Source organism: Clavibacter quasicaliforniensis (genome assembly GCF_051201715.1).
In the GTDB taxonomy this organism is placed as follows: domain Bacteria; phylum Actinomycetota; class Actinomycetes; order Actinomycetales; family Microbacteriaceae; genus Clavibacter; species Clavibacter seminis.
Genome location: NZ_CP139624.1, coordinates 2,384,552 through 2,406,036 on the forward strand (window position 1 = coordinate 2,384,552; position 21,485 = coordinate 2,406,036).

Sequence of the window (21,485 nt, forward strand, 5' to 3'; positions counted from 1 at the left end):
GAGGAGGCGTCAGGGGCGCGGGCGGCGCGGCCGGGCACGCGCTCCCGCGAAGCGCGCGCGGCCGTCGCCATCGCCGCCCGCGGCGCGCCCGCGCCCGCGCCGCAGCGACGCGAGCGACACCATCGCGCGGATCCGCTGCCGCCGGGTCCGCCCCGCGTCCATGCGCGCCGCGAGCTCGTCGACGCGGCGCCAGGAGGCGTCGGCGAGCGGATCCGGCACGTCGCCCGGCGCGAACGCCGACTCGTCGGCCACGTCCGCGAGCCCGCGCGCGCCGCCCACGCCCACGAGCCGCGCCACCTCGCGCCGCGTGGCCTGCACGGGCGGCACGAGGCCGCGATCGAGCGCGCCGTCGTGGAACTCGTCCCACGCGCCGCCGACCCGGTCGCGGGCCACCGCCGCCCGGCGCCGCCGCCGCCGGCGCGCGACCTTCGCGCCCACGACGGCGAGGAACGGCGACGCCGCGAGCCCCAGCCCGAGCAGCGACCAGCCGGCCACACGCACGGCGGCGAGCACGGCCTGGAGCGCGGGATCCGCCTCCGGCCGGTCGTCGCGGCTCGCGTCCGGCGGCGTGCGGTCCTCGGGCTCGGCCTGCTCCTCGACGGGCGGCGGCAGCACGGTCTGCGGGCGGGCGACCTCGGTGGGCTCGTCGGGCAACGCGTCCGGCACGTCGCGGACGGGCGGGTTCGGATCCACCGCGACCCAGCCGGAGGACGCCGTGTCGACCTCTATCCACGCGGTGACGTCGGATCCCTGGATCCTCACGGGCCCGCCGAGCGCCTCCCGCACGGCCGCCTCGCCGGGCGCGAAGCCCATCACGACGCGGACGGGGAACCCGAGGTCGTCGGCCATGAGGGCGGCCGCGACCGCGTACTGCTCCGCGTCGCCCAGCATGGGGCGCGTGGTGAGGAGGTCGGCGATCCGCTCGGCCGAGTGGCCCGACCGGCTGAAGGGCGCGTCGCCGACGCCGTGGCTGACGTAGCCGTCGGCGCGGAGGGCGGAGATCGCGGCGACGAGCTGCGCGCCGGGCGACGCCGAGGTTCCGGCGCCCGCGTCCGTGCCGCCCGCGGTCGCGCCGTCGGGGGCAGCGGTGGACGCCTCCACGCGCGCGGCGACCTCGTCGGGCACGCCCGTGGGGCGCGGGGCCACGGCGTCGCCCGGGCGCTCGTCCGCGAGCGCCTCCAGCGGCGGCGTCGACGCGACCACGGCCTCGATCTCGTACGCGTCGCCCGCGGTCAGCCCGCCGATCACGGCGCCGGTGGCGGTCGCGTCGTCGTAGTAGAAGGAGTCGGCGAGGCGTCCGCCGTCGTCGCCCGCGAAGGCGATGCGCTCGAGGCGGCCCGCGCCCGGCAGCCACACGCCGCGGTAGGCGTCGACGACGACGTCGAGGGTGACGTCGTCGCCCGCGACGCCCGTCTGGTCGAGCCGGTACGGCACGCGCGCGAACGTGCCGGAGGCCTGCCCGGTGCGCGACGCGTCGACGCTGCCGCGCGCGCCGCCCGTGCCGTAGACGACGCCGTCGTAGGTGTCGAGGGCGGCGAGGCGCACCCGGCCGCCGACGGGCAGGCCCGCGACCGTGAGCAGCGTCTCGTCGGACGTCGGCGTCTTCCAGTAGGTGCGGAAGGACGAGAGCGGGCTGACCTGCTCGCGCGGGTCGAACGGCTGCTCGACCGTGGAGCGGAGGCCGGTGCGGGACGCGTCGGGCGGGGCGGCGGCCGTGGCGGCGACGCCGGCGACGAGCGCCACCGCGAGCACGACGACCGCGGAGACCCCGGCGCGCGTGCCCGAGCGGCGCCGGTCGGACGCGGACTCCACGGGGATCCCCGCCTGACGGCCGAGGCGGCGCATCGCGCGGTGGCGTCGGCGCCAGCGGCAGCGCGCGATCCACAGCAGGGCCGTCGCGAGCCAGGCCAGCGCGACCGGCACGAGGAGGCCCGCGGCGTCGGGTGCGTCCGGTCCCTGGCTGCGGTCGGGGCCGAGGGCGGCGGCCGCGACGAGGATCACGAGGGAGGGGATCACCGCGAGCTCGGGCCGCCGGGAGCGCAGGGCCACGGAGACGCCGATCACGGATCCCAGCAGCACGAGCGCGAACGCGGGCACGAGCAGCGCCTGGTAGTCGCCGACCGGGAGCGCGATGGTCACGAGCCGCACGATTCCGAGCGACGCGCCCTCGACGAGCTCGCCGAGGCCCGCGAGCGTCGGCCGCCAGCCGTCGGCCGCCCCGGAGGGCACCGCGAGCGGCACGCCGAGCGCGAGGAAGGCCACGAGGATCGCGGAGGCCACCACCGCGCTCCCCCAGCGGAACCGGGCACCCGCGACCGCGATGAGCGCCCCGACGACCAGCGTGATCCCCGCCATGCGCACGAACGACGCGTCGCGGTAGACGGGCCAGAAGGCGGCCGCGGCGAGGCCGGTGAGGAGCGCGATCGCGACGGCCGGGATGAGCGTGCGGCCGGGGTCGCGGGATCCGGCCGGGACGCGGGGGCGGGCGGCGCCGCGGGGGCGGGCGGCGCCGCGTCCGGCGGCCGGGCGGCTGCCGCCCCCGGATCCCCGCGCGCTCACGTCGCGCTCCGCTGCAGGGCGCCGCGCAGGTCCTCGAGGTAGCCGATCGTGAGGACCGACAGGTCGCCGAGGCGGCGGAGGCCCGGCTCGACCTCGGGGTCGCAGACCACCGCGACCACCTGCACCCCGGGCGGGAAGCCGACGGCGGCCGCGCGGATCGCGGCGGGGGATGCGCCCGTGCCGCAGACGAGGAAGACGACGGACACGCCCGCGACCTCGTCGGCCGCCGCGCGGGCAAGCTCCACGAGCGTCGCCGCGCGGTCGGAGGCGCCGATCTCGGCGAGGTCGTCGAGGAGGCGGTCGCGCGTGACGGTGGCGAGGCGGCGGAGCCGGGCGGAGCGGGATCCGGGCGGGCCCTGGCGCGCGACGGTGCGGGCGAGCCCGGGCAGCGTGGGCGCGATCGGGGGGCGGCGCGTGCGTCGCGCCGCCCTGTCGGCGCTCGCGACGACCTGCAGGGTGCGCGCGTCGACGATGGCGCGCGCGCCCAGGGATCCGACGACGCTCACGGCCAGCTCGAACTCGGCGTCGGCGGTGGATCCGGCGAGCGCGCCCGCCGCATGCCCCGCCGCGACCGTGGTGCCGCCCGCCGGGATCGCCGTCGCGTCCTCCACCGGGCCGGGGCCGCCGCCGCCGTAGTCGCCCGCGTGCAGCGACAGCGCCACCATGATGTGGCTCCGCCTGGTCTCCTCGAACCGCCGCACCATGTGCACGCCGGTCTTCGCGGTCGAGCGCCAGTGGATGTGGCGCACGGGGTCGCCGGGCACGTACTCGCGGAGGGACTGGAACGACACGTCGCTGTCGGTGAGGTCGCGCGTGGCGCGGCCCTCGAGGTCGCGGACGAAGCCCGTGCTCGTGCTGGGCATCGCGAGCGTGCGCGGGTGCACGAGCAGGCGGGTCGCGGCGGCCTCGGCGGACTCGCGGCGCACCAGGCCGATCGGGTCGCCGCGGACGATGCGGGCGGGGCCGAGCGCGATCACGCCGCGGCGCGAGGTCGGCACGACGAACACGTCCTCGTGGGAGTGGCCGTGCGCGAGGGAGGGCACGTGGACCTCGGCGAGACCGGATCCGACCGGCACCTCCACCGTGAGGCCGACCGCGCGGCGGCGCAGCGGGTTGCGCACGGCGACGGTCGCGGGCGCTCGCTCCCCCGCGACCACGCGGTCGCGCGGCAGGCGCAGCGACACCTCGACGCCGGACGACCCGACGAGGTGCAGCAGCGCGATGAGCCAGAGCGCGGCGGCGGTCCAGGCGACCGCGACGAGCTCTCGCCAGCCGAGCGCGTACCCGACGGCGCCCGCGACGACGGCTGCCAGCGCGACGACGCGGCCGAGCGGCGTGACGACCCCCACGAGGCGCGCGAAGGCGCGGCGCCGCGGGGCGGCGGCGGGATCGAGCGGCGACGCGACGGCGGTGGGGTCCGGGGCGGCGGCCGCGCCGCGCGTCCCGACCGCGCTCATCCGCCCGACCGCGCGCCCGCGGCGGAGGCGCCCGGAGCGGAGGGCCCCGCGACGTGCGACCCCGCGGAAGCCCGACCGCCCGACGCCCCGGCGTGCCCGTCGCGCGGCGGCGCGGTCTCGATGAGGATCTGCGACAGCACGCTCGTGGGCGTCACGCCGTCGAACTCGGCCTCGGGATCCAGCAGCAGGCGGTGCGCGAGCACGGGCTCGGCGAGCGCCTTCACGTCGTCGGGCACCACGTAGTGCCGACCGTCCGCGGCGGCCCAGGTGCGGGACGCGCGCACGAGCGCGAGGGCGCCGCGCACGCTCGCGCCCAGCCGCACCTCGGGCGCGACGCGGGTCGCGTCGACCAGGCGCACCACGTAGTCGGCGACCGCGGGATCCACGTGCACGGTCCCCGCGCGCTCCTGCAGCGCGCGCACGGCGGCGGCAGACGTCACGGGCGCGAGCGTCACGTCGTGCGCGCTCACGGAGGCGCCCTGCAGGATCCGCAGCATCGACTCGTGGTCGGGGTACCCGATGGAGGTGCGCAGCAGGAACCGGTCGAGCTGCGCCTCGGGCAGCGCGTAGGTGCCGGCCTGCTCGATGGGGTTCTGGGTGGCGATGACCATGAACGGGTGGCCCACCTCGTACGGCGTGCCGTCGACCGTGACGCGGCCCTCCTCCATCACCTCGAGGAGCGCGGACTGGGTCTTCGGGCTCGCGCGGTTGATCTCGTCGGCCAGCACGATGCTCGCGAAGACCGGCCCGCGGTGGAACTCGAACTCGCCCGTGCGCTGGTCGTAGACGCTGACGCCCGTGATGTCGCCGGGCAGCACGTCGGGCGTGAACTGCACGCGGCTGTGCGTGCCGTCGACGGTCTGCGCCATGGCGCGCGCGAGCGAGGTCTTGCCGGTGCCTGGCACGTCCTCGAGCAGCAGGTGGCCGCCCGTGACCATGGCCGTGAACGCGAGGCGCACGACGTGGGACTTGCCCAGCAGCACCTGCTCCACGTTGCGCACGAGCCGCGCGAACTCGTCCTGGAAGGCGCGGGCCTCGTCGGCGGTCATCGTCATGGGTTCGTGCCTCTCGGGTGCGGCCTCGGGTCCGGCGTCGGAGCCGCGGGAACGGCCGTCATCCACGGTGGGCGTACGTGTACAGCGTGCCCGAGTTCGCGGTGACGCGCACCTCGAGGATCCGCTCGCCGCCGGCCGGGACCGTGCAGGACCCGGCAGCGCCCGAGGACGCGTCGGTCCACGCGCCCTGGCCGCCGCAGCGCCACTCGCTGCGCGCGTACCCGCCGCCGTCGGCGACGCGCGCGCCGCGTCCGGCGGCCGGCGGCATCGAGGTCCACGAGAAGGTCGTGATGCCCGCGTCGTCGGTCGACGACCGCACGTCGCCCGCGCGCGCGTCCACCGCGGTCCCGGCGGAGACGGGATCCGACCAGCCGCTCGAGCGCGGGCGCCCGTCGCCGGAGTCCTCGACGACGCGGACCTGGATCGACGCGCCCACCCCCGTGCGCGGCAGCGTGAGGGCCTGGCCGACGCCGATGGGCACGCCGTCGCCCTGCCCGTCGACCCGGTAGAGCAGCTGGGCGGACGCGGACGCGCTGCCCGGCCGGTAGCGCGCGTCGGCGAGGACCGCGCGGAAGACGCCGTCGGCGGACCGGTCGGGGCTCGGCAGGTCGACGCGGACGACGGGCGTCGACGGCGCGGTGCGCGGGGTGAGCTGCCCGGCCTCGACGACCGTGCAGCCCTGGCTGTTGGCGGCGAGCACGGCGAACGCGACGGGCTGGTCGGTGGCGAGGCCGGTGAAGACGTGGCTGGTCGCGCCGCCCACCTCGACCGCGGGACCGTGCTCGGCCGACCACGGCGACACGCCCTCGGTGGGCACCGTGCAGCCGGGCGCGGATCCCGGGGCGTACGCGGCGACGAGGTAGCGGATCCCGTCGACGCCCTGGCCCTGGAACGCCGGCCACGAGACGGTGACGCGCGTCTCGTCCGCCGCGTCGGCGACCGCGGCGGGCGCGCCGGTGGCGGTCGGGGCGCCGCGCGGCGTGCCGGTCGCGGTGGCGGCGAGCCAGGCGGTCCCGTCCTGCACCTGGGCGCTGTTGCGCGCGGACACCGAGACGGCGACGGGCACCTCGGCGACGAGCGACGGATCCCGCACCTCGACGCTCGTGGCGTCGGCCGCGACCTGCCGGGTGAGGCCGCCCACCCCCACGACGTACTGCGTGACCGGGCTCGACGACGACGGCACGGCCGACGGCTGCCACGAGAGGCGCAGCCCGTCCACGAGCGGCTCGACCGCGAGGCCCGCGGGCGCGGCCGGGAGCACGTCCGACCACAGGCCCGAGATCGACACCGGATCCGAGGTGCCCACGCCGTTCACGGCGGAGACCTCCACCTGCACCGAGTTCGCGGGCCCGTTGCCGGGGGTCGGCACGGTGCAGGTCGTCGACGGACAGGTGACGGTCGCGGTCGCCGTGCCGCCGCGGAGCACGCGCACCTGGTAGCCCGTGATGGCGGATCCGTTGAAGGCGCCCGGCTCGAACGCGACGGTGAGCGAGCGGTCCGCGAAGCCGGAGGCCCGGAGGGCCGAGACGGGTCCCGGGCGGTCCTGAACGTGGATCACGACGGTGCCGAACGCGGCCCGGCCGGCGTCGCCCGTGGCGTCGCGCACCTCGTACTGCACGCGCACGTCGCCGGGCTCGGCGTCGGCTGATGCGCTCACGGCGAGCGTCGCGCGGTCGGCCGACGGCGTCACGGTCACGCCCGCGGGGAGGCTCGCGCCGTCGGCGCCGCGGATGGAGGCGACCGTGAGCGGCGTGCCCGGGAAGGGGTTGCCGGCCTGGTCGTTGGCGAGCACGTCGACGGAGGTGGAGGATCCGCGCGTCACGGTGCCCTCGTCCGTCGCGGGCTGCGCGAGCGGGCGCGTCGACGGTACGACGCGGAGGTCGACGCGGCCCGCGCGCCCGGTCTGCGTGGCGTCGCGGACGCTCACCGGGAACGACGCGGCCTGCCCCGTCGCGACGCCCTCGTCGGCGGAGATGCGGAGCGTGCCGCCGTCGACGGACGCGCGGAACCCGGCGGCGACGGATCCCTCCAGCGCGAAGGCGAGCTGCCCGCGGTCGTCCTGGTACGGGTAGGTGGTGAGGCGGCCGAGGTCGACGTCCTTGGACTGCCCTGGCTCGAGGTCGATGACCGCGCCCGTGAACACGGGCGGCTGGTTCTCGGTGGGCGTCACCGTGATCGGCAGCACGAGCGCGGCCGTGCGCCCGCCCGCGCCCGACCCGTCGGTCACGGTGAAGGAGATCGCCGCAGGCCCGAAGTACCCGGGCTCGCTGCGGTACGCGATGGTGTCCTCGTCCACGAGCTCGACGGGCCCGTCGGCGTGGGTCGCCGACAGCGAGTTCGGATCCGCGATGCGCACGGCCCGCCCGCCCGCCGCGACCACCTGCCGGTCGAGCTCGACCACGAGCCGCTCGCCGCTCGGCACGGTCGGCCGCGGCTCGCCCACGCGCAGCTGCGGGAGGGTGTCCTCGAAGCCGGGCACCCAGACGAACGCCGTCGCGGAGATCGACGGGTCGTCGGGCTGCGCCACCGTGAACGGGACGATGCGGCGCTCGTCGCCGACCTCGACGCGGATCCGGCCGTCGTCCGTCACCAGCGCCACGTCCTCGTAGCCCGCGCCGACGGCGAGCACGAGCGACGACGCGTCGCCCTCCGCGGAGAACACGTTGCGCATCACGTCGACGTCGACGGTCGAGCGGTCGAGCACGTCGGAGAGCTGGAGCACCGTGTCGCGCGCGATCGGGCGGGTGGGCGGCGCGGCGGGATCCACGATCACGGTGAGGAACGCCTCGTCGCTGCCGCCGCGCGCGTTGCGCACGCCGTACACGAAGCCGTAGCGGCCGGCGGCCTCGGGCGCGACGACGCGCACGGTGTCGCCGTCGAGCCCCGCGACGAGGCCCTCGGCCTGCGGCTGCACCGAGACGAGCGAGAGCGCGCCGCCGTCCGGATCCGTGTCGTTCGCGAGCACCTGCACGCGGAGCACGCGGCCGGGCCGCACGGTCACGGTGTCGGCGGTGGCGACGGGGTTCCTCGCGCCCTCGACGCGCGGGCTGATGCCCACGCGGATCGTGCCGGTCGCCCGCGCGCCCAGCCCGTCGACCACGGCGTACGCGAAGGCGTCGGTGCCGGTGGAGTAGTCGCCCGCCTGGTAGTCGATCCAGTCCGGGCCCACCTCGACGACCTGGCCCTTCTCGGGCCCGGTGTCCTGCCCGAGGAGCCGCACCGAGTCGCCGTCGGGGTCGATGCCGGTGAGCGGCACGGGGATCCGCACGGTCTCCCCCGCGAGCACGCGCGCCGTCAGCGGGCGCGGCACGGGCTCGGCGTTGGTCGCGACGTCGGCCTCGCGCACGGAGACGGTGAGCGTCGCGGTCGCCCACTGCCCGTCGGGCGCGACCGCGCGGTAGACGGCGGTGTAGTCGCCCGTGCGGTCGGGCGCGAGGTAGCGGAGCCGGTCCTCGCTCGCGAAGAGGAGGCCGGCGCCCTCGGGCAGCGGATCCACCAGCACGGGGTCGAGGCGCAGCCGGTCGCCGTCGGGCTGCTCGTCGTTGGCGAGCACGGGGATGTCCACGGCGTCGCCCACGCGCACGGCCACGCGGTCGTCGGTCGCGACGGGCGGCTGCCGCACGGCCGGCTCGGGCACCTCGATCACGGTGATCACGCCGGCCGCCTCGGCCACGCCGTTGCTCACGCGGTATCCCACGTCCACCGGCCCGTCGAGCGGCCGGGTGAGGCTGATCCGCACGAGCCGCTGCCCGACCACCTCCGCGCGCACGCCCACCGCCTCGTCGGGCGAGACGGCGTCGGTGATCACGAGCACGCCGCCCGCGGGGTCGAAGTCGGTCTGCAGCACGTCCACGTCCTGGGCCTGGAGCGCGCGCACGAACACGGTGTGCGGCACGGTCACGGGCCGGCCGTCGGACGCGGGCGCGCCGCGCACCTCGACGCGCACGACGCCCGTGGCCGTCGTCCGCCCGTCGGTCACCGTGTACTCGAGCAGGTGCGTGCCCGCCTGGCCGCCCTCGAGGCGGAAGGTGCCTGCCTCGAGGTCGGGCGTGATCTGCACGCCGGCCCGCGCGGGCACGGCCGCCAGCCGGATCGCGCCGCTCCCGCCGCGCGCGTGCGTCAGCGGCTCGACCGTGATCTCGCGCCCGATCGCCGCCTGCACGACGAAGCCCTCGGCCACGAGCGGCACGTCCCCGGCGCGGCGCACGGTGACGACCAGCTCGCCCGAGCCCTCCTCGCGCCCGTCGGACACCTGCAGCGCGACGGTCCGCGTGTCGCCGCCCGCCCCGGCGTCCGTGTAGACGACGCGCCCCTCGGGCTTCCAGCTGACGGCGTCGGGCGCGGGGACGCTCGCGCGCGTGAGGTACATCGGATCCCCGTCGGGGTCGTACCAGCCTCCCAGCACGTCGGTCTGCAGCCGGTCGCCCTCCGCGACCGTGCCCGTCGCGGGCCGCGCCTGCTCGGGCGGCGCGTTCTCGTCGGTCCCGCGCACGGCGACGCGCACGTCGGCCGTCGCGGTGCCGCCGCGCCCGTCGCTCACCACGTAGGAGAACCGCACGGTGCCGGACGCGCCCGCGGCGAGCGCGAGCTGGAGTCCCTGGCCCTCGTCCACGATGTCGACCGCGCCGACCGCCGCGTCCACGGGAGTGACGGAGTCGATCACGAGCACGTCGCCGTTCGGGTCGTGGTCGTTGAGGAGCACGGGCAGCGCGGTGGTGCGGCCGGGGCGCGCGCCGAGGTCGTCGTCGACCGCGACGGGCGGCTGCTGCACGCGGTCGGTCTCGGGCGGGGTGTCCGCGGTGTTCTGCTCGACGACGGTGTCGGAGCGGTCGCGGTCGATGAGGTCGGCCCAGTTGTCGATGAGTCCCGCGTCGCGCTGCACGGCCCACGCGGTGCCGCCGCGCGTGTCGTTGAGCACCACGCGCGCGCCGTCGACCACGAAGCGCAGGGCGGCCTGCTGCGGCATGGATCCGATGCCGCTCGTGGCGCCCGCCGCCGTGCGCCGGGCGTCCTGGTCGCCGTCGCCCCCACCCGTGAGGGCCGCGGGCGCGAGGCAGCGCTGCCAGCCGGATCCATCGGTCCAGCCCGCGTACTCGCAGCCGGCCACGCGGACGGGACGCGCGGGGTCGCCGCGCACGTCGCCCGTGACGACGACCGGATCCCCGCCCGCGACGGGCACCTCGACGAGCCCGCCCGAGTGCGCGACCAGGACGCCGCTGCCATCCGACGACGCGCGCTGGAGGGCGACGCGCGCGTCCGCGGCCACGGATCCGGCGAGGTCGACCGTCCGCCCGTCGACGAGGAGGGCGCGCGCGTCGGCGTCGTACAGCGCCCACCGGCCGTCGACGGACGTGAGCGCGAGCCGCTGGCCCGCGGGCCGGCCGGCATCCCCCGACTGGACGGTCTCGCCCGCGAGGGCCGCCGCGGGATCGGCGGGGGCGTCGGCCGCCGCGGCCACGGGCGCGCCGACGGGCCCGACGTCGACCGTCTCCCGCACGGTGTCCTCGGTCGCGGCCTGGATGCGCGACAGCGTCCCCGTGGCGGCCGAGTACACGAGCAGCGTGCCGTCGTCGCCCATGGACGCGACGGCGTCCGCCCCGAGGATGAGCGTGGGCGCGCTCGCGGCGTCGAACGCGGAGAGGCCCGCGACCGGCACGAGCCACAGCTGGCCCGTCGCCGGAACGAGGATCGCGGCGCGGGTTCCCGCGAGCATGACCTCGGCGCCCGCGGGCAGCGGAGCGGTGTCGACCACCTCGCTCGTCGCGTCGTCGACCACGTCGAGCCGCGAGCTGCCGCGGTCGGCGAGCAGCACGGTGGATCCGGCCTGCAGCACGTCGATGTCCTCGCTGCGGGAGTCGACGACGCTGTCGAGCTCGAGCACGGCCGTGTTGGCGCGGCCGATCGCCTGCTGCGCGGAGTTGACGACCCACACGGATCCGTCGTCGAGGTCGACGCGCTGCGCCTGGTAGCCGTCCGAGACGAGCGCGAAGCCCGTGAGGAGGGCGAGCACGACGGCCCCGCCGGTGACGGTCGTCGCGGCCTGGCGGTGGCGGCGGATCCACTCGCGGATCATCGCGGCAGCTCCGCGCACTTCTCGGTCGACGTCTCCCCGGCGATGCCGTCGCGCGTGACGGTGACGCGGATGCAGGCGCGGTCGTCCGTGCCGTCACCGGCGGTGCCGCCCGAGCCGGACGTCACCCGGAAGGTCGTGTCGCGCTGCGTGCTCGGCAGCCCGCCGTCGCGCACCACCTGGTACGCGTCGTCGGCGCCGAGGCCGGGGTCGCTCCAGGAGAACAGCACGCCGTCGGCTGCGGCGGACGCCTGGATCTCGCCCACCACCGGGATGTCGCGCGCCGCGTTCCCGCCGCCCGACCCGCCGAGCAGCATGCCCACGCCCACGCTCGCGACGATCGCGCCGGCGGCGGCCGCCGCGAACGCCACGCGGTGCCGCGCGAGGAACGCGCGCCGGCCGGGGACGGTGGTCCGGGCCGGGGCGGAGAGGCCGACGGGCCCGGAACCGGACCGGCCGAGGGAGGTGGACGCGGATCCCGCGCGGACCTGCTCGGACGCGGTCGCCGGGACGCCGGGACGCGCCGCGCCCCCCGTCTGCCGCGCCACCGCGGGCGCCGCCTTCCGCCGGGTGCGCCTTACGCCCCCGGAGCCGCGCCCGCCGACCGGCCCGGTCGTCCCCGGATCCACCTGCGCGATGCCGCGCACGCGCGTCGGGTCGTCGTCCTCGTCGACGCCGGCCGCGACGGCCGACGCCCACTCCTCGCTCGCGACCTCGAGCGGCGTCTGCGCGAGCCGCAGCTCCGCCTCCACCGCCTGCAGCTCGCGCACGAAGGCGAGCGCCGACTCCGGCCGGGCGTCCGGCTGCCGCGACATCGCGCGCCGCAGCACCAGCTCGAGCCGCTCGGGCACGTCCGCGCGCCCGGTCGGCAGGGGCCGCGCCCGCTGGATCCGCGCCACGAGGTCCGCGGGCGCGTTTTGCCCGCCCGGCACCTCGAAGGGGCTGCGCCCTGCGAGCAGCGAGTACACGGTCGCGGCGAGCGACCACACCTCGCTCCGCACGGTGCCCGGGCTCTCGTCGGCGAGCACCTCGGGCGCCGACCACGGGATCGAGAGGCCCACCGCGTCGGTCGCGGCGGCGTCCTCGAGCGTCGAGGCGATGCCGAAGTCGCTGAGCACGGGGTGGCCGAAGGCGGTCGTCAGGATGTTCGCCGGCTTGATGTCGCGGTGCAGCACGCCCGCGCGGTGGGCGGTCTCCACGGCGCTCGCGATGCGGATACCCACGCGCAGCACCTCCGCGACGCCGAGCGGCTCGCGCCGGTACCGGTCGCTGAGGCTCGACGAGCACAGCTCCATCACGAGGTACGGGCGGCCGTCGGCGGCGACGGACGCCTGGTGCACGGTGAGCACCGACGGGTGGGCGCTCAGCTGCGCCATGAGGTCGGCCTCGGCGCGGAACATGGCGCGGAGGCGCTCGGTCACGATCTCCGCGAGCATCACCTTCACGGCGACCTGGCGTCGCGGCATGTCCTGCTCGTAGAGGAACACGTCGGCGAAGCCGCCGGAACCGAGGACCGTCACGTAGGTGAACCCCGGCAGCACAGGCGGGGCGGACGGCAGGCGTCTGGCCATGGCCCCCTCTTCGGGTCGGGACCGACGGCAGGGGCTGTTGCGGGCGGCGGATGGATCTCTCGCTGTGAGACGAGTCTAGGTCGCCGATCCGCGCGGGTACACGGGTCGGCGGCCTCCTGACGCCCCCTCTTCGGGAGCGACGATCGTGCGCGCCCGGCTAGTCGCGCGGCGGCAGGTCGCGCGCGGGCTGGCCGATGTAGAGCTGCTGCGGGCGCCCGATCTTGGTGGCCTGGTCCTCGTTCATCTCGCGCCAGTGCGCGATCCAGCCGGGCAGGCGCCCGATGGTGAACAGCGCCGTGAACATGCGCGTCGGGAAGCCCATGGCCTTGTAGATCACGCCCGTGTAGAAGTCCACGTTCGGGTAGAGCTTCCGCTCGATGAAGTAGTCGTCCGCCAGGGCGACCTGCTCGAGCTCCTTGGCGATGTCGAGCAGCGGGTCCTGGATCCCGAGGGCCGCGAGCACCTCGTCGGCGCTCTCCTTCACGAGGCGGGCGCGCGGGTCGAAGTTCTTGTAGACGCGGTGCCCGAAGCCCATGAGGCGGACGCCGTCCTCCTTGTTCTTCACGCGCTCCACGTAGCGGTCGACGCCCTCGCCGGAGTCGCGGATGCGGCCGAGCATCGCGAGCACGGCCTCGTTCGCGCCGCCGTGCAGCGGCCCGAAGAGCGCGCCGATGCCCGCGGAGACGGAGGAGAACATGTTCGCCTCGGTGGATCCGACGAGCCGCACGGTCGACGTCGACGCGTTCTGCTCGTGGTCCTCGTGCAGGATCAGCAGGCGCTCGAGCGCGCGGCTGACGACGGGATCCACCTCGTAGCGTTCGGCGTTGTTGCCGAAGTTCAGGCGGAGGAAGTTGTCGACGAAGCTCAGCGAGTTGTCCGGGTAGAGGAACGCCTGGCCGAGGCTCTTCTTGTGCGCGTACGCCGCGATGACCGGCAGCTTGGCCAGCAGGCGCAGCGTCGAGATCTCGACCTGCTCGGGGTCGTGGACGCTCAGCGAGTCCTCGTAGTAGGTGGAGAGCGCGGAGACCGCGCTGGACAGCACCGACATGGGGTGCGCGTTGGTGGGCAGCGCGCGGAAGAGGCCCTTGAAGTCCTCGTGCAGGAGCGTGTGGCGGCGGATGTCGTCCTCGAACCCCGCGAGCTCGTCGCTCGTCGGCAGCTCGCCGTGGATGAGGAGCCAGGCCACCTCGAGGTAGCTCGACTGGCGCGCGAGCTGCTCGATCGGGTAGCCCCGGTAGCGCAGGATCCCCTGCTCGCCGTCGATGTAGGTGATGGCCGAGCGGGTCGACGCGGTGTTGACGAAGCCGTTGTCGAGCGTCGTGAGGCCCGTCTTCTTCGTGAGCGCCGAGATGTCGATGCTGGACGCGCCCTCGACCGCGGGGAGGATGGGGAACTCCACCCGTCCGCCCGAGTACGTCAGGGTCGCCGTGGGCTTCTGCTCCGCCTGGGGCTCGTCCGCCTTCGGCCGGTCGTCCGCCTGCTGCCCGCCATCGGTCACGGCGCCTCCTCGAGTCTGGGTGGATGGCCCGGGAGGGATGCGCGCCGCCGGACGCTCGTGGCGCCGTCGCGGCGTCGGATTCCGAGCCGACTACAGCCTAAAGGGCTGACAGGGACACTGTCGCCTCCGCCAGCATCCGGCCGGATCCGTTGGAGGTCGTGCTACGCGGAGCGGGGCGCTGCGCCGGCGGAGCGGAGCCGGGCCGCGGCCTGCGCGATGCGCTCGTCCGTCGCAGTGAGAGACAGGCGGACGTGCTCGGGCGAGGCGTCGCCGTAGAACGGGCCGGGGCCCGCGAGGATCCCGAGGTCGGCGAGCTCCGCGATCCCCTCCCAGGCGTCCCGGCCGCGGGTCGCCCAGAGGTAGAGGCCGGCCTCGCTCGAGTCGATGCGCCAGCCGGCGTCCTCGAGCGCGGGGCGGAGCACGTCGCGGCGGGCGCGGTACAGCTCGCGCTGGGCGCGCACGTGGTCGTCGTCGCCGAGGGCCACGGTCATGGCGTGCTGGAGCGGCGCGGGCGGGAGGAGCCCCGCGTGCTTGCGTACGCGGATCAGCCGGGCGATGAGCTCCCGGTCGCCCGCGACGAGCGCGGCCCGGTACCCGGCGAGGTTCGACTGCTTGCTCAGCGAGTAGAGCGCCAGCACGCCCGCGTGGTCGTCGCCGACGACGCGCGCGTCGAGGATCGAGGGCGTCGGGCCCGAGGCCCACTCCCCCTCCCAGCCGAGCTCGGCGTAGCACTCGTCGCTCGCGATGACGGCGCCGAGCTCCCGGGCTCGGGCCACGGCGGCGCGCAGCTCGTCGACGCCGAGCACGCGGCCGTCCGGGTTGCCCGGCGAGTTCAGCCAGACGAGGCGCGTGTGCGCGGGCCAGTCGGCGGGGTAGTCGGCGGGCACGGACTCGGCGCCCGCGAGGGCCGCGCCGATCGCGTAGGTCGGGTACGCGACGCGCGGGTGCACGACCGCGTCGCCCTCGCCGAGGCCCAGCATGAACGGCAGCCAGGCCACCATCTCCTTCGACCCGATGGTCGGCAGCACCTGGTCGGTGCCGAGCGTCGCGTTCCGGCGACGCGCGTGCCAGTCGACCATCGCCTGCCGGAGCTCGGGCGTGCCCACGGTGGTGGGGTACGCGTGCGCATCCGTCGCCCAGGCGAGCGCGTCGCGGATGAGCGTCGGGGTCGGATCCACGGGCGACCCGATGCTGAGGTCGACGATCCCGTCGGGGTGCCGCCCGGCCCGCTCGGCGTACGGGGCCATCTGGTCCCAGGGGTAGTCGGGGAGCTCGCCGAGGGCCACGCGCGTCAGCCGTTCTGGACGGGGAGCGCCGCGATGACGGGGTGGTCGCCGGCGGTGACGCCGACCTTGGTCGCGCCGCCCGGGGATCCCATCTCGGCGAAGAACTCGACGTTCGCGGTGTAGTAGTCCGACCACTTCTCCGGCAGGTCGTCCTCGTAGTAGATGGCCTCGACCGGGCAGACCGGCTCGCACGCACCGCAGTCGACGCACTCGTCGGGGTGGATGTAGAGGCTCCGCTCGCCCTCGTAGATGCAGTCGACCGGGCACTCGTCGATGCAGGCGCGGTCCTTGACGTCGACACAGGGCAGGGCGATGACGTAGGTCACTTCGGGCGGGTCCTTCCGGGAGCGGTGCGGCCCGACGAGTCTACGCGGCGCGCGAACCGGTCCCGGCCGGGGCCGGGGCGTCGGATCCCGCGGCGTCAGCGGCATCCGGGCGCGCGTCGGTGCCGGGCGCGCGCGAGGAGAACCGCGGCCACACGAGGACCGCCGCGACGAGGATGGCGGGCGCGACCGCCCACACCTGGCTCATCGCGTCGTCGGGGAACAGCACGGATCCGCTCGGTCCTCGCCTGCTCAGGACCGCGACGGCCGCGACGACGCCGAGCCCGAGGCAGAGCGCGTGCAGGCGGTCGACGAGGAGGAGGCGGAACGCGACCAGCAGGCACGCGAGCGTCGCGAGCGCGAGCACGAGGCCGACCGGCAGCGCGATCCCGCCCACCGGCAGCGTCGCGCGGTGCGCGGCCGTGGCGACCGCGCCCACGAGCAGGCCGAGCACGAGCGACGCGACCGCCGTGCCGATCCGCTGCGCGCCCCGCGGGGGACGCGGGGTCCCGTCGTCGGCGGCGGCGCCGGCCGGCCGGTGCAGCCGGAACAGCTCGACGGGCGCTATGGGCGCCCCGATGCCGTGCGAGAGCGCGAACTGGTCGCCGTCGACGACGGTCTGCGTGCGGTGCGCGGCGACCGCGCGGATCTTCGCGTCGAGCACCTCGGACGCGTCGACCTCGAGGTCCACGGCGTCGTCGGGCAGCACGAGCGCCCCGGCCGGCTCCGCATCGGGGGCGGGGAAGCGCCCGCGCGCCGCGACGAGCTCGTGCGCCTCGCGGGCCGACGACTCCGTCGTGGTGACGAGGTAGGCGGGGATCCCCGCCTCCTCGGCCGCCCAGGTCGCGATGACGTGCGTGCGCACGTGGTCCGGGTGGCCGTAGCCGCCGTGGTCGTCGTAGGTGATGACGCTCGTGGCGTCCGTGTCCGCGATGACCGCGAGTACGTCGCGCGCCTCGTCGGCCTCGTCGCCCGCGCACAGCGAGTCGGGATCGAGCGGCTGCAGCGCCACGGGCACGCCGTCGTCGCCCCACTCCATGCCCGAGTCGACGTAGCGGCGCGGCTCGAGCCCGCGCCAGCGCGCGTCGGGGTCGCCGAGGAAGCGGTGGTCGGTGACGCCGAGGGCGGCCATCGCATCGGCCAGCTCGGTCTCGCGGTAGTCGGCGAGCGCGCGCAGGTCGCCCTCCAGATGGCGGAGCTCCGCGGGGATCACCTCGCCGCGCTCCCCGCGCGTGCACGTGAGGACGGTGACGGGCACGCCGTCGCGCACGAGCCTGGCGATGGTGCCGCCCGTGACGATGCTCTCGTCGTCGGGGTGCGCGTGCACGAAGAGGACGTGCTCGCGCTCGGGGCGGGCGGCCCGATCGGGGCGTCGGGACGTGCCGGTGGTCATCCGGCGATCCTAGCCGCGGGCCACGCGCCGCTCCCTGGGCGCCCTCCCGGGACGGTCGACTGGACGCGCCACCGCCCCCGCGCTACTGTGCACGAGGTAAGGCAAGCCTCACCTACATTTCCCCACACTAGCAATAGGACGCGTCCCGTCGCGTCCGCCGCCCGGAGAGGCGCACGCGTGTTCGCGAACTACCTGATCGGCCTGCGCGAGGGCCTCGAGGCCGCGCTGGTCGTCACCATCCTCATCGCCTACGTCGTCAAGATCGGCCGCCGCGACGTGCTCGGCCGGCTCTGGCTCGGCGTCGGGCTCGCGGTCCTCCTCGCCCTGTCCGTCGGCGCGATCCTCACCTACGGCGCCTACGGCCTCACGTTCGAGGCGCAGGAGGCCATCGGCGGATCCCTCTCCATCGTCGCGACGGGCCTCGTCACCTGGATGGTGTTCTGGATGCTGCGCACCGCGAAGGACATGCGCTCCGAGCTGCAGGGCGCCGTCGACCGGGCCATCGCGGGCGCGGCGTGGGGCCTCGTCGCCGTCGCCTTCCTCGCCGTCGGCCGCGAGGGGATCGAGACGGCCCTGTTCCTCTGGTCGGCCGTGCAGGCCACGGGCGCCACCACCATGCCGCTCGTCGGCGCGGGCCTCGGGCTCGTCACCGCCGTCGCGCTCGGCTGGCTCGTCTACCGCGGGGTGCTCCGCATCGACCTCGCGCGCTTCTTCACCTGGACCGGCGCGCTCCTCATCGTCGTGGCGGGCGGCGTGCTCGCGTACGGCGTGCACGACCTGCAGGAGGCGGGGATCCTCCCCGGGCTCGGCGCGCTCGCGTTCGACGTCTCCGGCGCCGTCCCGCCCGGATCCTGGTACGGCACGCTCCTCAAGGGCACCGTCAACTTCTCCCCCGCCACCACCTGGCTCGAGGCGATCACGTGGGTGCTGTACGTCGTGCCCACGCTCACCGTGTACCTCCGGCTCGCGCGGCGGGGGCGGCGGGCGCGCCCGGCGCCGTCCGTCCCGGCGCCGTCCGCGTCGGCGCCCGACGCCGCTCCCGCGCCTGCTCCCGCGGACGGCGATCCGGCCCGCGTCGCCGACGCGTCCGCCGCCCGCTGACCCGCCCGCTCCCCCGCACCTCCCGCTCTGCTCCCCATCCACCGCCCGGCACCGCCGGCCCGTTCCCCCGAGGACACATGAAGCGCTCGACCCTCCCCGCCGCCGCCCTCCTCGCCGGCGCCGCCCTCGCCCTCTCCGGCTGCGTCGCGAACACCCCGACCGGATCCGCCGACGCCGGTGCAGGTGCCGCGGCCGCCGACTCCGGCGTCACGCAGCTCACGGTCGACAGCTCCGCCGACGCGTGCACCGTCTCCGCCGCGACCGCCCCCAGCGGCACGGTCTCGTTCCACGTCACGAACTCCACGGACCAGGTGACCGAGTTCTACCTGCTCGCGGACGACGGCCTGCGCATCGTCGGCGAGGTCGAGAACGTGAGCCCCGGGATCGAGCGCGACCTCGTGCTCACCGCCCAGCCCGGCAGCTACTACACCGTCTGCAAGCCCGGCATGGTCGGCGACGGCGTCGGCCGTGCGCCCTTCACCGTCACGGGCGACCAGGTCGCGCTCGCGGGCGACGCGGAGCAGCAGGGCCAGGACGCGGCCGCCGCGTACCTCGCCTACGTCAAGGACCAGGTCGGCCGCCTCCTCCCGGCCACGCAGGAGTTCGCCGACGCTTACCTCGCGGGCGACGACGACAGGGCGCGCGCGCTCTACCCCACCGCCCGCGCGTACTACGAGCGCGTCGAGCCCGTCGCGGAGTCGTTCGGCGACCTCGACCCGGAGATCGACTTCCGCGAGGCCGACGTCGAGCCCGGCACCGAGTGGACCGGGTGGCACCGCATCGAGAAGGACCTCTGGCAGCCATCGCCCGACGCGAACGGCGGCGACGTCTACACGCCGCTCGCCGCCGCGGATCGCGCGCACTTCGCCCAGGAGCTGACCGCCGACACGCAGAAGCTCTACGACGCGGTGCACGCGGACGGCTTCTCGGTCGACATCTCCACGGTCTCCAACGGCGCGGTCGGGCTGATGGACGAGGTCGCCTCCGGAAAGATCACCGGCGAGGAGGAGATCTGGTCGCACACCGACCTCTGGGACTTCCAGGCCAACCTCGAGGGCGCGCGCGTCGCGTACGAGGGCGTCCGCGACATCGTCGCGCCCAAGGACCCGCAGCTCGTGGCCACGCTCGACGCGCAGTTCGCGTCGCTCGAGAAGGACCTCGCCGCGTACGGATCCCTCGAGAAGGGCTTCACGACCTACGACAAGCTGACCACCGACCAGGTCAAGGGCCTCGCGGACGGCGTGAACGCGCTGGCCGAGCCGCTGTCGAAGCTCACCGGCGCGCTCGTCGGCTGATGACGGATCACGAGACCACGGCGGCCGCCGACGCTCCCACGACCCCGGCGTCCGCCGGCATCTCCCGCCGCGGGATCCTCGGCCTCCTCGGCGCGGGCGCGCTCGGCGGCGGCCTGGTCGGCTCCGCGGGCGGCGTCATGGCCGATCGCGCCTTCGCGGGCGCGCGCCAGGCCGCGGGCGGCGCCACGTACGCGTTCCACGGCGCGCACCAGGCCGGGATCACGACGCCCGCCCAGGACCGCCTGCACTTCGCCGCGTTCGACGTCGCCGACATCGACCGCGCCGGCCTCGTCTCGCTCCTGCAGGACTGGAGCGCCGCGGCCGCGCGCATGACGGCAGGCGGATCCGCGGGCGCGCTCGGCGCGGTCGACGGCCCCTACGACTCCCCGCCCGACGACACGGGCGAGGCGCTCGACCTGCCGCCAGCCGGCCTCACCATCACGTTCGGCCTCGGCCCGTCGCTGTTCACGACCGCCGACGGCGTCGACCGCTTCGGCATCGCCGACCGCCGGCCCGCCGCGCTCGTCGACCTGCCGCGCTTCCCCGGCGAGGCCCTCGTGCCGCAGGCCACGGGCGGCGACCTCTGCATCCAGGCCTGCAGCGACGACCCGCAGGTGGCCGTGCACGCGATCCGCAACCTCTCGCGCATCGCGTTCGGCCGGGCCTCCATCCGGTGGTCGCAGCTGGGCTTCGGCCGCACCTCGTCGACGAGCCGCGCGCAGGTCACGCCGCGGAACCTCTTCGGCTTCAAGGACGGCACCGCGAACGTGAAGTCCGAGGACACGCGCCAGGTCGAGGACCACGTCTGGGCCGACGCGGGATCCACCCCCGCCGAGGCGTGGATGCAGGGCGGCTCCTATCTCGTCGCCCGCCGCATCCGCATGACCATCGAGACCTGGGACCGCTCGTCGCTCCGCGAGCAGGAGCGCGTGGTCGGCCGGACGAAGGGATCCGGCGCGCCCCTCAGCGGCGGCACCGAGATGACCGCGCCCGACTTCCACGCCACCGGTCGCGGCGGCGCACCGCTCATCGACCGCGCCTCGCACGTGCGCCTCGCGCACCCGGACGCGAACGACGGCGCGGTGCTCCTCCGCCGCGGCTACAACTTCGTGGACGGCAACGACGACCTCGGCCGCCTCAACGCGGGCCTGTTCTTCCTGGCGTTCCAGCGGGATCCGCGCACGCAGTTCATCCCCATCCAGCGGAGCCTCGCCCGCGACGCGATGAACGAGTACCTGCGGCACGTGGGCAGCGGGATCTGGGCGGTGCCGCCGGGCGCCTCGCGCGACGGCTACGTCGGGGAGACGCTCTTCGCGTCCTGATCCGGCGCGCGCCGCCGGGCGGGCCCTAGGGCCGCGGGTCTCAGCCCGCGGGCATCACCACGTACGTGGCGACCGGGGATCCGAGGTCGGCCGAGACCGTGACGATGACGGAGTACGCGTCGGTCGTGAACCGCCCGTAGCCGCTCTGCGCGTCGCTCGCCACGTCGCTCGACGCGTAGCCTGCGGCCTCCAGGCGCGCCCGGGCGTCGGCGAACCCGCCCTCGACGTCCGGCACGGCGATCTGCGCCACCCAGCCGGCGTCCTCGGGGGCCGCTCCCCCGCCGAGGAGCTTGCCGTCCGCGAAGGGCACGGCATCCGTCGGGAACGAGGGCGGCACATGGCCGTCCGTCGACACCTGGACCTTGCCGAGCGTGTCGCCGACGACGTCCTCGACGCTGTGGCGCACCTGCTTCGCGCCCTCGTGGGCGGCATCGCGGACGACCTCGCCCACCTGGCTGCACCCCGTGAGGACGAGGGCGGGGACGAGGACGAGCCCGGCCGCCAGCCCCCTCCTGCGGAGGGACCTGGTGGACGGGCTCGTCGGGGTCATGCTGG

Annotated in this window: 13 protein-coding genes; 3 read left to right on the forward strand and 10 right to left on the reverse strand. The window is 76.0% G+C overall.

All coding sequences use genetic code 11. The features are described 5' to 3' along the window. Positions 1–9 precede the first annotated feature (9 nt). The 9 genes from NL142_RS11355 to NL142_RS11395 form a co-directional block, all read right to left on the reverse strand. Entirely contained in the window at positions 10–2,559 is a 2,550-nt protein-coding gene (locus NL142_RS11355) for a transglutaminase family protein (RefSeq protein ID WP_435079589.1), read from the reverse strand. Then, a complete protein-coding gene (locus NL142_RS11360) occupies positions 2,556–4,016 on the reverse strand; it encodes a DUF58 domain-containing protein (protein WP_435079591.1) in 1,461 nt (486 codons plus the stop codon). Before NL142_RS11360 ends, NL142_RS11355 begins: the two co-directional genes overlap by 4 nt. Next, positions 4,013–5,071 (reverse strand): AAA family ATPase, encoded by a 1,059-nt coding sequence (locus NL142_RS11365; RefSeq protein WP_435079593.1) that lies wholly within the window; start codon positions 5,069–5,071, stop codon positions 4,013–4,015. Before NL142_RS11365 ends, NL142_RS11360 begins: the two co-directional genes overlap by 4 nt. Before the next feature lie 58 nt (positions 5,072–5,129). Then, a complete protein-coding gene (locus NL142_RS11370) occupies positions 5,130–11,144 on the reverse strand; it encodes an Ig-like domain-containing protein (RefSeq protein WP_435079595.1) in 6,015 nt (2,004 codons plus the stop codon). Further along, entirely contained in the window at positions 11,141–12,712 is a 1,572-nt protein-coding gene (locus NL142_RS11375) for a serine/threonine-protein kinase (RefSeq protein WP_435079597.1), read from the reverse strand. The genes NL142_RS11370 and NL142_RS11375 overlap by 4 nt, the downstream gene beginning before the upstream one ends. Positions 12,713–12,869: 157 nt before the next feature. After that, entirely contained in the window at positions 12,870–14,210 is a 1,341-nt protein-coding gene (locus NL142_RS11380) for a citrate synthase (RefSeq protein ID WP_435079599.1), read from the reverse strand. Between the two features lie 161 nt (positions 14,211–14,371). Next, positions 14,372–15,496, reverse strand: a complete 1,125-nt coding sequence (gene dapC, locus NL142_RS11385; protein WP_435079601.1) for a succinyldiaminopimelate transaminase — start codon at positions 15,494–15,496, stop codon at positions 14,372–14,374. A 5-nt stretch (positions 15,497–15,501) separates the two neighbouring features. Then, a complete protein-coding gene (gene fdxA, locus NL142_RS11390) occupies positions 15,502–15,822 on the reverse strand; it encodes a ferredoxin (RefSeq protein WP_012038863.1) in 321 nt (106 codons plus the stop codon). Positions 15,823–15,862: 40 nt separating this feature from the next. Then, on the reverse strand, positions 15,863–17,212 hold the full coding sequence (locus tag NL142_RS11395) for a PIG-L family deacetylase (protein WP_435079604.1): 1,350 nt from the start codon (positions 17,210–17,212) through the stop codon (positions 15,863–15,865). A 177-nt stretch (positions 17,213–17,389) separates the two neighbouring features. Between NL142_RS11395 and efeU the strand changes: the two genes are divergently transcribed. The 3 genes from efeU (at position 17,390) to efeB (ending at position 20,930) form a co-directional block, all read left to right on the forward strand. Next, a complete protein-coding gene (gene efeU, locus NL142_RS11400) occupies positions 17,390–18,313 on the forward strand; it encodes an iron uptake transporter permease EfeU (RefSeq protein WP_435079606.1) in 924 nt (307 codons plus the stop codon). Positions 18,314–18,390: 77 nt separating this feature from the next. Next, on the forward strand, positions 18,391–19,608 hold the full coding sequence (gene efeO / locus NL142_RS11405; protein ID WP_194684732.1) for an iron uptake system protein EfeO: 1,218 nt from the start codon (positions 18,391–18,393) through the stop codon (positions 19,606–19,608). Beyond that, positions 19,608–20,930: an iron uptake transporter deferrochelatase/peroxidase subunit gene (efeB, locus tag NL142_RS11410; RefSeq protein ID WP_435079609.1), complete on the forward strand. Its 1,323-nt coding sequence runs from the start codon at positions 19,608–19,610 to the stop codon at positions 20,928–20,930. The genes efeO and efeB overlap by 1 nt, the downstream gene beginning before the upstream one ends. 40 nt (positions 20,931–20,970) lie before the next feature. Here efeB and NL142_RS11415 read toward each other — a convergent pair whose 3' ends face one another. Beyond that, complete coding sequence (locus NL142_RS11415) at positions 20,971–21,480, reverse strand: hypothetical protein (protein WP_435079611.1); 510 nt, start codon at positions 21,478–21,480, stop codon at positions 20,971–20,973. Positions 21,481–21,485 lie beyond the last annotated feature (5 nt).